10 protein-coding genes and 1 pseudogene are annotated in these 11350 nt (G+C 68.2%); 4 read left to right on the top strand and 7 right to left on the bottom strand.

Going from position 1 to position 11350, the window contains the following annotated elements; translation table 11 throughout:
• The 3 genes and pseudogenes from LQ564_RS23520 to LQ564_RS23510 form a co-directional block, all read left to right on the top strand.
• Nucleotides 1-216 (top strand): annotated as a pseudogene (locus LQ564_RS23520) (IS1595 family transposase); the annotation flags it as partial.
• 220 nt (nucleotides 217-436) lie between these two features.
• Nucleotides 437-1168, top strand: coding sequence for a hypothetical protein (locus LQ564_RS23515; RefSeq protein WP_231060549.1), 732 nt, complete (start codon nucleotides 437-439; stop codon nucleotides 1166-1168).
• A gap of 13 nt (nucleotides 1169-1181) precedes the next feature.
• Nucleotides 1182-2399 carry a hypothetical protein gene (locus LQ564_RS23510; RefSeq protein WP_231060548.1) on the top strand — a complete coding sequence of 406 codons (1218 nt, stop codon included), beginning with the start codon at nucleotides 1182-1184 and terminating at the stop codon, nucleotides 2397-2399.
• Here the strand turns inward: LQ564_RS23510 and nhaA are convergent.
• The 3 genes from nhaA to LQ564_RS23495 form a co-directional block, all read right to left on the bottom strand.
• Complete coding sequence (gene nhaA, locus LQ564_RS23505; protein WP_231060547.1) at nucleotides 2396-3607, bottom strand: Na+/H+ antiporter NhaA; 1212 nt, start codon at nucleotides 3605-3607, stop codon at nucleotides 2396-2398. The two genes, LQ564_RS23510 and nhaA, sit on opposite strands and share 4 nt — an antisense overlap.
• A gap of 138 nt (nucleotides 3608-3745) precedes the next feature.
• Nucleotides 3746-5233, bottom strand: coding sequence for an alanine/glycine:cation symporter family protein (locus LQ564_RS23500; protein ID WP_231060546.1), 1488 nt, complete (start codon nucleotides 5231-5233; stop codon nucleotides 3746-3748).
• A 204-nt stretch (nucleotides 5234-5437) separates the two neighbouring features.
• Complete coding sequence (locus tag LQ564_RS23495; RefSeq protein ID WP_231060545.1) at nucleotides 5438-5842, bottom strand: DUF2141 domain-containing protein; 405 nt, start codon at nucleotides 5840-5842, stop codon at nucleotides 5438-5440.
• Between the two features lie 113 nt (nucleotides 5843-5955).
• Here LQ564_RS23495 and LQ564_RS23490 point away from each other — a divergent pair, with 113 nt between their 5' ends.
• The gene (locus LQ564_RS23490) at nucleotides 5956-6495 is read left to right on the top strand and encodes a sterol desaturase family protein (protein WP_231060544.1); all 540 of its coding nucleotides are present in this window, start codon (nucleotides 5956-5958) and stop codon (nucleotides 6493-6495) included.
• Here LQ564_RS23490 and crtB read toward each other — a convergent pair.
• Genes crtB through LQ564_RS23470 form a run of 4 tightly spaced genes read right to left on the bottom strand, consistent with a single transcriptional unit; the run spans nucleotide 6386 to nucleotide 11340 of the window.
• Nucleotides 6386-7357, bottom strand: coding sequence for a 15-cis-phytoene synthase CrtB (crtB, locus tag LQ564_RS23485; protein WP_231060543.1), 972 nt, complete (start codon nucleotides 7355-7357; stop codon nucleotides 6386-6388). The two genes, LQ564_RS23490 and crtB, sit on opposite strands and share 110 nt — an antisense overlap.
• Nucleotides 7354-8874, bottom strand: coding sequence for a phytoene desaturase (locus LQ564_RS23480; RefSeq protein ID WP_231060542.1), 1521 nt, complete (start codon nucleotides 8872-8874; stop codon nucleotides 7354-7356). The genes crtB and LQ564_RS23480 overlap by 4 nt, the downstream gene beginning before the upstream one ends.
• Nucleotides 8871-10049, bottom strand: coding sequence for a lycopene beta-cyclase CrtY (crtY, locus tag LQ564_RS23475; protein WP_231060541.1), 1179 nt, complete (start codon nucleotides 10047-10049; stop codon nucleotides 8871-8873). Before crtY ends, LQ564_RS23480 begins: the two co-directional genes overlap by 4 nt.
• Nucleotides 10042-11340, bottom strand: a complete 1299-nt coding sequence (locus LQ564_RS23470; RefSeq protein WP_231060540.1) for a glycosyltransferase — start codon at nucleotides 11338-11340, stop codon at nucleotides 10042-10044. The genes crtY and LQ564_RS23470 overlap by 8 nt, the downstream gene beginning before the upstream one ends.
• Nucleotides 11341-11350: the final 10 nt, after the last annotated feature.

Below are 11350 nucleotides of genomic sequence, written 5' to 3'. Positions count from 1 at the left end.
TCCGTCAACGTGCGGGCGGGCCGGCGCGCACGCGGCGCGATCCACATTCAGAACGTGAATGGCTGGCACAGTCGCTTCAAGAACTGGCTGGTGCGCTTCAAGGGCGTGGCCAGCCGCTACCTGGCGAACTATTCCGGGTGGCAGCGATTACTGGATGCGCACGCGTTGCGTACACCAGCGCAGTGGCTAGGTGCTGCGGTACGACAAGTTCAGTGAAGGAGGCTGCAAATCTATAACTAACGCGAACACAGCCTTTTTTTACGCGCCGCGCATGAAGTGCCGCTGCGGCACGCATTTCGATGGACTAGTAGCTATACTCGGTTTACAACATTAACCGGGAGGAACTATGCGTGGTCCATTTTTCCGCAGTGCCCTGATGATATCGCTTGCTTGCTGGTCCCTGACTACACAAGCGGCAGACGCCACGGCGCCCGCCGTGCGCAGTCCGGCCCAGCTCGAGGCCGTGCTGTCGTCCAGCCAGGCCACGCCGCTCGATGCCCTGACCCCTTACGGCAAGCGGCGCTTCCTGGCTTCGCTGCGCTGGAACGACAAGGGACTCGCGGCGTTCAACAGCGACATCCTGGTGCGCGAATTGGAGCCGCAGCAGCTCGCCGGCGTGCTGGCCTTTATCGGCGCCGAGGCCCACCTTCCCGCGCTCGAGAAAGAGCTCACCGGCCGGCCGCTGCGGATGCAGGCGCCGTCGGCGGATGCGGTGGCGCGCCTGGAAGCGATCGAGCGTCTCGCCGCCGATGGGAACAGGGATCCCGCGAAACTGGCGCGCCGCTACGTGGATCTGTACAGACTCAGGTTCTCCGAACTCACGCTGGCCGACCTGCCGCCCGCGGACTTGCCGGCGTATTTCGACGCCGCCGCATTGGCGGCTCAGGGCGAAATCGGGTCGCAAGGCGAGCCCATCTACTGGAATTATCCGCTGCGCCACATGCTGATGGCTTACACCGCGCTCAGGGACCGCGGCATCGACACCCGCCGCTCGATCGACGCGACCGTGCTGCGCAGCCTGATCCAGGCCCGTCAACTCGACATGGCCAGGGAATTCATGCGCGGCAAGCCGCACCTGCACAGCCTGACGGTTCCCGCGCCGAAGGAACCGTTCGGTTCCGGCTTCATCGGGCACGACGGCGACCGTCTCGCCGGAACTGCTTACTGAGCAGGGGGGCGTCATGACCGGACAACGCCTGCGCACGGCCATCGTCGTGTCGCTTGTCTGCTGGATGCTGAGCACCCACGCGGCGCAGCCTGCTTCTCCGATAGTGCGCAGCGCCGCGCAGCTGGAGGAGGTGCTGGCGTCCAGCCAGCCCAACCCGCTCGATGCTTTTACGCCCTATGGCAGGCAGCGCTTCCTGGAGTCCTTGAAATGGGGCGAACGCGGCTTGACCACGTTCAGTTACGTCAGCCTGGTGCGTGAGCTGGAGCCAAGTCAGATTGCGGCCGTCCTCGCCCTTATCGATGCAGGCGAATATCTGCCCAGCGTGGTCGCGCAGCTATCCGGCCCGCCGCTGCGCTTGCCGGCGCCGACGTCCGATGCACGCACGCGTCTGGCGCAGATCGAGCGGCTCCGCGCGCAGGAGAGCGAACGCCGCAACGATCCGGACAGCGCGATGACGACGGAGGACGAGGCGCGCATGGAACGCCGCTTCATTGCGCTGTTCGGCGAGCACGTGCCGCAAGGCGCATTGCGCGCGCTTGCGCTGGGCGACCTGGCGCCGTACTTCGACGCCGCCCTGATCGCGGCCGAGGGCAGCGCGGATTCGCTTGCCTCGCGCCGCCTCCTGGCGGTGTACGACGAAATGCGCGCCCGCGGCATCGATACCCGCCGCGGCTTCGATGCGACCGTGTTGCGGCGCCTGATCGCGGCGCGCCAGTTCGAACAGGCGCGGGCATTCGCCGCCGCGAAACCGCATCTGGCGGGTGAAGTCGTCCCGGCGGTGCGCGATCCGCTCGGCGCCGGCTTCACCGGCCGCAGCGTCTACCGCTACGATGCCGCCGCCAATGTCCTGGTGCGCGAAGCGCTGCCGCCTCCGCCGGGCACGGAACTCGTGATGGTGGTCGATGCGGGTTGCGGTTTCTCGGCCGCTGCTTTGGCGGCGTTGCGCGAAGATGCCGGCTTGCGTACGCGGCTGCAGCAGGCCGGACTCGTGCTGGTGACGCCGCCACGCTCGCCGTTCACTGCCGGCTTCGTGGGCGAATGGAATGCGTCGAACCCGGCGCTGCCGATCCGCGTCCCCTACGACACCCGGGAGTGGAGCGCGGTCGACGTCATCAACGTGCCGCGCTTCTTCCTGCTCAGGGACGGCAAGATCGTCGGTCAGGTGTGGGGCTGGCCGCGCGAAGGCAACAAGGCGGCCCTGCTGGCGTTGCTGGACCGTGCCGCCGACTAGCGCGCCGCCTCGAAGTCGAGCGTATCCGGATCGCGGTCCATCGGCGTCGGCCCGCCCAGCAGCTTCAGCCAGACGAAGCCGGCGACGCCGGCCGCCAGCGAGGCCAGCAGGATCGCCATCTTCGAGGCGTTGATCGCGTCCGGAGCGCCGGCGAACGCCAGGTTGGTGATGAAGATCGACATGGTGAAGCCGATCCCGCCCAGCAGCCCGGCGCCGATCACGTGGCGCCAGGCCAGGTCGAGCGGCAGGCGGCACAGGCCGAGCGCCACCGCGGCGAAGGTGAACAGCACGATGCCGAGCGGCTTGCCGGCGACCAAGCCGAGCATGATGCCCAGGCTGTTGGACGACAGCAGTTCCTGGGTCCAGCCGGCGCCGATGACGATGCCGGTATTGGCCAGCGCGAAGATGGGCAGGATCAGGAAGGCGACCGGCTTGTGCAGCACGTGCTCGAGGCGGTGCGAAGGCGAGCGTTCGTCGTCCTGGCGCGCCGAATAGGGAATCGCGAAGGCCAGCAGCACGCCGGCGATGGTCGCATGCACGCCGGACTTGAGCATCAGGAACCACATCAGGGCGCCGCCCGCCAGGTAAGGCAGCAGGGCCATCACGCGCAGCACGCGGTTCATCGCGACGAGCAGGGCGAACACGGCCAGCGCGCCGGCCAGATAGGCCACCGACAGGCCGGTCGAATAGAAGAGGGCGATGACGATGATGGCCCCGAGGTCGTCCATCACGGCCAGCGCGGTCAGGAAGATCTTGAGCGAGGCCGGCACGCGGCTGCCCAGCAGGGCCAGCACGCCGAGCGCGAAGGCGATGTCGGTGGCCATCGGGATGCCGACGCCGGCCTGGGTCGGGCTGCCGCCGTTGAGGGCGAAGTGGATCGCGGCAGGCGCCACGATGCCGCCCAGCGCCGCCAGGATCGGCAGCAGGGCGTTGCGCAGGTCGGACAGTTCGCCGTTGTACAGCTCGCGTTCCAGCTCCAGCCCGATCATCAGGAAGAAGATCGCCATCAGGGCGTCGTTGACCCAGTGCTCGATGCTCAGGCCGGCGACGTACTGATGCCAGAAGCCGAGCCAGGCGGGACCGAAGGACGAGTTGGCGAGCAGCAGCGAGAGCAGGGTGCAGGCGATCAGCACGATGCCGCCGGACTTGCTCGACGCGAAAAAGGCCTTGAAGGTGGAGGAGAGGCGGACGGAGAGGATGGCGGTCATGGGCGATCTGGACGTGAACAAGCCGCGTGGCGGCCCGACCATCGCGCATTCCTGTCGTACCGGCGGTACGAACACCCGGCCCGAGTATAGCCGATTTCCGGTCCGTCCGGACCGGAAATGGCGTGAATCAATCCGGAATCAGCGTCCGGTGGTGCGGGCGGGCGCGGTGCCGGCCTGCGCGCCCGGCTGGGCGGCGGCGTTGCGCGTGACCCAGTAGTCGGCGTTCGCGATGCCCAGCGCCACCGGGTCGAACACCGGATCCTTGCCCTGGGCCTTCTGGGCCTCGTAGTCGCGCAGGCACTTGAAGGCGACGTTGCGCAGCAGCAGGATGGCGGCGATGTTCAGCCAGGCCATCAGGCCCACGCCCAGGTCGCCCAGTGCCCAGGCCGCGTCGGCGGTCTTGATCGCGCCGTAGAAGGTGGTGGCGATCATGCACAGCTTGAGGACGAAGGTCAGCCAGCCGCGCTTGGTGGCGCGGTTCAGGTAGGCGATATTGGTCTCGGCGATGTAGTAGTAGGCGACGATGGTGGTAAAGGCGAAGAACAGCAGGGCGATCGCGACGAACAGCGAGCCGAAGCCCGGCATGATGTTTTCCAGCGCGGTCTGGACGTAGCCCGGGCCGGCGGCCACGCCCTGCACGCCGGTGAACATCGGCGAGCCGTCCGGCGCCTGCACGTTGTACTGGCCGGTGATGAGCAGCATGAAGGCGGTGGCCGAGCACACGAACAGGGTGTCGACGTAGACCGAGAAGCCCTGCACCAGGCCCTGCTTGGCCGGGTGGCTCACTTCGGCCGCCGAGGAGGCGTGCGGGCCGGTGCCCTGGCCGGCTTCGTTCGAGTAGACGCCGCGCTTGACGCCCCACTGGATCGCCATGCCGATGATGGCGCCGAAGGCCGCGTCGAAGCCGAAGGCCGAGGTGAAGATCAGCGAGAGCACGTTCGGCAGCTGGTCGATGTGCAGCGCCACGATGATGCAGGCGACCACGATGTAGCCCAGCGCCATGAAGGGCACCACGTATTCGGCGAAGCTGGCGATGCGCTTGACGCCGCCGAAGATGATGAAGGCCAGCGCGATCGCGAGAATCGCGCCGGTGACGGTGGTGTCGACGCCGGCCGCGGTCTTGAGGCTCTCGGCGATCGAGTTGGCCTGCACGCCCGGCAGCAGCACGCCGGTGGCGACGATGGTCACCAGCGCGAACAGCACCGCATACCACTTGATGCCCAGGCCCTTCTCGATATAGAAGGCGGGTCCGCCGCGAAACTGCTTGTCGATCGATTCCTTGTAGACCTGGCCGAGGGTTGATTCGACGAAGGCCGAGCTGGCGCCGAGGAAGGCGACCGCCCACATCCAGAATACGGCGCCGGGGCCGCCGAAGGTGATGGCGGTGGCGACGCCGGCGATATTGCCGGTGCCGACGCGGCCGGCCAGGGTCATGGTCAGGGCCTGGAAGGAGGAGACGCCCTGGTCGGAGCTCTTGCCGTCCATCATGAGGCGGGTCATTTCACGCACGTGGCGCAGCTGCAGGAAGCGCGAGCGGATCGAGAAATACAGTCCGGCGCCCAGGCAGAGCGCGATCAGGGCCGGGCTCCACACCCAGCCGTTAATGACGTTCACCAACTCATTCATACCTCATCCCCATAGCAATATGTGTCAACGATTGACGGCCGGAAACGGTGCCCGGCCCATTATGGGAAGCAACGATACCCGAAGAATTATTTAATTCCTATCGTTATTTTTCGCCCCGGCGCCGCGTGCGCCGGCGCGATGCGGAAGGCCGCCGGCAGCGCCATCGATTAGCGCACGGCGGCACGCTTTCGGTGCAAGGACAGGTCAATGCAGCTTGATGGCGGCCGTGTTCGCGCCGTCGCGCAGCTCGATCGCGGCGTCTTCGAAGGAGGGCGGGCCGAAGCGGCTGACCGGGTTGCGGCTGAAGCCGTAGTTCTCCTTCGGGATGCCGATGAAGTTGCGGTCAAGCTCCTTGTTCTCGTTCTCGTCCTGGTAGGCAAGCACGGCCCAGGTGCCGGGTGGCACGTCCTTGACGGTGACGACGGTTTCGCCGGCCTGGGCCGGCGCCGAGGCGCTGTAGGCGCACTGCTTGAGGAAGCGCTCGCGGTCGCAGACGGCGACGTTGACCTTGCCCTTGGCGGTGACGCCGGAGACGCGCACTTCGACGGTCGCGGCAACAGCCTGGCCGGCGCACAAGAGGGTAAGGGCGAGGAGGAGGGAGGAACGCATGCATCACCTTTCTGATCGAATTGAAAATCTGTACCGTCGATGAACCGCCGGCGCCAATGGTGCGGGGCAGGGCCTGTGGTAGGCTCCTGTCATTCAATTAATATCGTGCCGCCATGCTGACCAATGCCCTCATCGTCCTCGTCACCGTCGTGCTGATGGAAGTGTTTTCCATCGTCGCGCACAAGTACGTGATGCACGGATTCGGCTGGGGCTGGCACAAGTCGCACCACGAACCGCGCACCGGCTGGTTCGAGAAGAACGACCTGTACGCCGTGGTGTTCGCCGGCGTGGCGATCGCCCTGATCTGGTTCGGCACGCGCGGCGCCTGGCCGCTGCAGTGGATCGGCGCCGGCATGACGGCCTACGGCGCCCTTTACTTCATCGCCCACGACGGCCTGGTGCACCAGCGCTGGCCGTTCCGCTACACACCGCGCAGCGGCTACCTCAAGCGCCTGTACCAGGCCCACCGCATGCACCATGCGGTCGAGGGGCGCGAGGGCGCGGTGTCGTTCGGCTTCCTGTACGCGCCGCCCGTCGCCAAGCTCAAGCAGGACTTGCATGCGCTGCATGGGGGACGCTTGCAGCGCCCGCCGCGCCAGGACGGCGCCACAGCCCGGCCGGACGCGCTCGCAGCGCGCGATCCCGCGAACTGAGGGCGCTCGCGCCGCCTTTCACCAGGAGCCACAACTTCGTCGCCTTGCTGGTGCCGGCGCGCGTGTCCCAGGCCTGCGCACCGCGGCGCTTCACCACGACGCCGATCTGGCGATACACATTGCGCGCGCTGGCGATCGCCCAGGCCGAGCGCAGGGGCAGGGCTTTCACGCCCTGCGCCGCCGAGTCGTAGTACGGTTCCGCATGGTCGACCAGGCGCGCGGCCAGTTTCGCCAGGGCGGCGCGGTGGCGCGGCTCGGCCAGTTCGGCGCGCGGGATGCCGGCTTCGCGCAGCCACTGGGCGGGCAGGTAGCAGCGTCCCATGCGCGCATCCTCGACGATGTCGCGCGCGATGTTCGTCAACTGGAAGGCCAGGCCCAGGTCGCAGGCGCGGTCGAGCACGTCCTCATCAACGGCGCCCATGATCGAGGCCATCATCAGGCCGACCACGCCGGCCACGTGGTAGCAGTAGCGCAGCGTGTCCTCGAAAGTCTCGTACTGCGCGTCGGCCACGTCCATGCCGAAGCCTGCCAGGTGGTCGAAGGCGTAGCGCGGCGCGATGCGGTGGCGCAGCGCGACTTCCTGGAAGGCGGCGAAGGCCGGGTCCTGCATTGTTTCGCCGGCATAGGCGCGGCGGGTCTGGTCTTCCAGCAGCTTCAGCGCCCCGGCGGCATCGTGCGCCGGGTTCACCACGTTGAAACCGAGCTCCTGGCCGTCGACCACGTCGTCGCAGTGGCGGCACCAGGCGTAGAGCATCAGGACGCTGCGCCGCGTCGCCGGGTCGAACAATTTGGCGGCTGCCGCGAAACTCTTCGAGCCGACTTCGATCGTGCGCGTCGCATGGTCCATCAGCGCTTCGCTCATGCCGGCACCTCTTCGCGGCGGATGCTGCGCACTTCTTCCAGCATCAGGCCGGCCGTGGCCTTGGCCGAACCGACCACGCCCGGCACGCCCGCGCCGGGGTGGGTGCCGGCGCCGACCAGGTAGAGGTTCGCCAGCTCGGCATCGCGGTTGTGCGGGCGGAACCAGGCGCTCTGGGTCAGGATCGGCTCCAGCGAGAACGCCGAGCCGTGGTGGGCGTTGAGCTGGTCGCGGAAGTCGAAGGGCGTGAAGATGCGGCTGGTGACGAGCTGGCTGCGCAGGCCCGGCATGTAGCGTTCTTCCAGGTACTGGAAAATGCGGTCGCGGTAGCGCGGACCTTCGACCTCCCAGTCGATCGGCGCATTGCCCAGGTGCGGCACCGGGGCCAGCACGTAGTGGCTGCCGCAGCCGGGCGGGGCGAGCGACGGGTCGGTGACACAAGGCGCATGCAGGTAGAGCGAGAAGTCCTCGGCCAGCTCCTTGCCGCCGAAGATCTCCTTGATCAGGCCCTGATAGCGCGGACCGAAGCAGACCGTGTGGTGCTGCAGCTGTTCGTGGTGATGGTCGAGACCGAAGTAGAGCACGAACAGCGAATTGCTGAAGCGCTTCTTCTGCAGCGATGCCGACTCGGCCCGGCCGCGCGGGTGCTGGGCCAGCAGCTTGTCATAGGTGTGGACCACGTCGGCATTCGAGGCCACGGCGTCCGCGTCGAAGCGGCGGCCGTCTTCCAGGCGCACGCCGGTGACGCGGTTGCCGTTCGCTTCGATCCGTGCGACCGCCGCATTGACTTCGATGCGTCCGCCGATGTCCTCGAACAGCTTCACCATGCCGCGCACCAGCGCGCCGGTGCCGCCGCGCGGGAACCACACGCCCCACTGGCGCTCGAGCGCGTGGATCAAGGTATAGATCGAACTGGTCGCGAAGGGGTTGCCGCCCACCAGCAGCGAGTGGAAGGAAAAGGCCTGGCGCAGGTGTTCGTTCTCGATGAACTTCGAGACCAGGCTGTAGACGCTGCGCCAGGCCTGCAGGCGCGCCAGCTGCGGGCCGGCCGCGATCATGTCGCGGAAGGTCAGGAAGGGCACGGCGCCCAGCTTCAGGTAGCCTTCCTCGAACACGGCTTTCGAGTAGGCGAGGAAGCGCTTGTAACCTTCCACGTCGCGCGGGTTGAGGGCGTGGATCTGGCGGTCCAGGGCTTCCTGGTCGTTGGCGTAGTCGAAGTGGCTGCCGTCTTCCCAGCACAGGCGGTAGAAGGGCGTCACCGGCAGCAGCTCGACGTAGTCCGAGATCTTCTTGCCGGCGGCGGTGAACAGCTCCTCGATGCAGGACGGGTCGGTGATCACGGTAGGGCCGGCGTCGAACACGAAGCCCTGGTCTTCGTAGACATAGGCGCGGCCGCCCGGCTTGTCGCGCTTTTCCAGCAGCGTGACCTGCATGCCGGCGGCCTGCAGGCGGATGGCGAGCGCGAGGCCGCCGAAGCCGGCGCCGATGACGACCGCGCGGCGTTGGTGTTGTTGAGTCATGCTGGTTTCCTGATCTGGTCGGGATGGATCTTGATGGCTGCGGCAAACGCTTCGCCCACGGGCACCGGCGGCTTGCCGGTCAGGAGGCGCGCCTTGTCCCGCAAACGCAGGCGGCCGGCGTAGAAGCGCGCGATCAGGGGCGCGGGCAGGCGGTAGAAACGCTGCATCACGCGCCAGCGCGCTTCCGGCCGCCCCGCGAGGAAGAGCATGCGGTTGAGCAGGCGGAAAAAGCGTTGCCCGAGCCAGGCCCGGCGTGCTTCCTCGCGGATGGCGGCGAACAGCCGCGGCGCGTCCAGTGCGCCGGCACCGAGGCCGGCGATGCGGTCGGCCAGGCGCACCGCATGCGGCAGCGAATAGCCGGTGGTCGGATGGAACAGGCCGGCGCGCAGGCCGGCGCAGGGCTGGCCTGCCAGTTCGTCCCAGTAGGCGTCGAAGTCGCCGGCCAGCACGATGGGGAGCGAGCCGTGTTCCTCGCGTTCGATCTGCCTCACCTGCCAGCCGCGCGCGGCGGCGTAGGCGGCGATATTGGCGCGCAGGCGCTCCGGTTCCCAGGCGGCGCTGTCGACGTAATGGGTGTCTTCGACCAGGATGCGGTCCGGACCAAAGGGCAGCAGGTAGACGAAGCGGTAGCCGCCCTGTTGTTCGACGCTGGCGTCCATGATGACGGGCGCGGTCAAGCCGTGCGGGGCGGCCAGACGCAGCTCCTGGCCGAGGAAGGTCTGGTAGCCGAGCGACATGTGCCGCGTTGCGCGCGGGCCGCGGCCGTCGATCACGGCGCGCGCCGCCAGCACCTCGCCACTGGCCAGGGTCACGCTGGTCGGGGTGAGGGCGGCGATGTGCGCCCCGGTGCGGATGCACCCGCCCAGGTCGTGCGTGATGACGCGCGCGAAGTCTTCGGAAGCGATGCTCGCATAGCCGCCCTCGAGAGTGCGCTCGAGCTGCGGAAACGTGATGTCGTAGCGCGGCCAGCGCTGGGTGACGAGCGGCGCGATCCAGGCCCACTCTTCCTGCGTCAGGTCGCTGTCGTGGAAGGACCAGGTATGGTTGCCGCCGATGCGCGCGTCGCTCTCCAGCAGCAGGATGCGCAGCTCGGGCCGGCGCCGGCGCAGGCGCCAGGCGATGAGGCCGTTGGCGAGTCCTCCTCCGGCCAGGATCAGGTCGTAGGGCTTATCCAAGGCTGGCCATTTCGCGCGCGCCGGCGTGCAGCCCGAGCGCCGCTTCGATGATGTCGGCCGCGCGCGGCGCGCCGCCGCTCGCCGCGACGCTGGCGGCCAGGCGATCGAATCCGGCGTCGAAGCCGGGTTCCTCCAGCAGGCGTTTCAAGAGCTTGGCCATGTGCCCGCTCGAGGCGAACTGCGGCGCGGCTTTCAGGCCGATACCTGCGTGGACCACGCGGCTGGCCGTTCCCGGCTGGTCGAAGGCGATCGGCAGCGCCAGGATCGGGGTGCGTGCGGCGATCGCATCCATCACGGTGTTCGAACCCGCGTGCGAGATCACGGCGTCGGCGCGCGCCAGCGCCGCCTGCTGCGGCGCGAAGGCGCAGACCCAGGTGGCGCCGGCCTTCAGCAGGGCGCGTTCCTGGGCGCCGTTCAAACCGCCGCAATGGGCGATCAGGAGCTGCACGTCCAGCCTGCGGCAGGCGCGGGCGATGCGGCGGAACAGGCCGAAGCGCTGGCCCTGCAGGGTCCCGAGCGAGGCGAACACGAAGGGGCGGCCGGGCGCGACGTCCGGCATCGGCGTCTGCCCGGACGCGCCCTGGACGCCTGGCCCCCGCAGCGGCCCGACGTGGTGGAAGTGCGGCGGCAATTCGCGGCGCGGAAAATCGAAGCCCTCCACGGTCTGGCTGACCTGGGCCAGCGGCGACAGGCATTCGTGCAGGGCGTTGCGCTGACTCAAGCCGAAGCGCGCGGCGTTGGCCGCGATGCTGCGGCCGTGCGGCCCCATCATCCAGTCGTAGACCATGGTGCTGCCCTCGACGATCTTGCGCGCGCGTTCGCTGTCCTCGTAGCCGAAGGGCATGACGGCGAGCGGAATGCCCGGCTCGCGGTTGACCGGCAGCGCGCAGGCGACCGAGACGAAGGGGATGCCGAGGCCTTCGGCCACGATGCCGCCGGCCGCTTCCATCTGGTCGGCGACGATGGCGTCGATTCCCAGCGCCTCGATGGCGCGCGGCAGTTCGCGGCACAGCATGTCGGTGGAGGCGGCCATGTCGAGGATCACGCGGCGCAGGCCCAGCGGCCCGCCCGGATTGGCGGCGCGCTTCAGGGACTCGGCCAGGGAACCGGGCGGGTGGCTGTCGGCGCCGATGGCGTGGAAGCCGATGCGCGGGTCGCGCACGTACTGGCGCGCGTCCGGCCGGTGCAGGAAGGTCACGCGGTGGCCGCGCGCGACGAGTTCTCCGCCGAGGGCTTCCAGCGCGTTGAAATGGCTGTAGAAGGCGGGTGCGACTACACCGAAATGCGCCATGCGATCGCTT

Origin of the sequence: Massilia phyllostachyos, from assembly GCF_021044825.1 — a bacterium.
In the GTDB taxonomy this organism is placed as follows: Bacteria; Pseudomonadota; Gammaproteobacteria; order Burkholderiales; family Burkholderiaceae_D; genus Telluria; species Telluria phyllostachyos.
The sequence above is the reverse complement of the archived record's forward strand: the minus strand, read 5'-3'. Positions and strand labels throughout refer to the sequence as shown.

Bases quoted from the DNA above. Each gene is read 5' to 3' on its own strand.
- LQ564_RS23470 (WP_231060540.1), bottom strand. From the start codon at position 11,340: ATGGCGCATTTCGGTGTAGTCGCACCCGCCTTCTACAGCCATTTCAAC.
- LQ564_RS23490 (WP_231060544.1), top strand. From the start codon at position 5,956: ATGCTGACCAATGCCCTCATCGTCCTCGTCACCGTCGTGCTGATGGAA.
- LQ564_RS23495 (WP_231060545.1), bottom strand. From the start codon at position 5,842: ATGCGTTCCTCCCTCCTCCTCGCCCTTACCCTCTTGTGCGCCGGCCAG.
- LQ564_RS23510 (WP_231060548.1), top strand. From the start codon at position 1,182: ATGACCGGACAACGCCTGCGCACGGCCATCGTCGTGTCGCTTGTCTGC.
- LQ564_RS23500 (WP_231060546.1), bottom strand. From the start codon at position 5,233: ATGAATGAGTTGGTGAACGTCATTAACGGCTGGGTGTGGAGCCCGGCC.
- crtB (WP_231060543.1), bottom strand. From the start codon at position 7,357: ATGAGCGAAGCGCTGATGGACCATGCGACGCGCACGATCGAAGTCGGC.
- nhaA (WP_231060547.1), bottom strand. From the start codon at position 3,607: ATGACCGCCATCCTCTCCGTCCGCCTCTCCTCCACCTTCAAGGCCTTT.
- LQ564_RS23480 (WP_231060542.1), bottom strand. From the start codon at position 8,874: ATGACTCAACAACACCAACGCCGCGCGGTCGTCATCGGCGCCGGCTTC.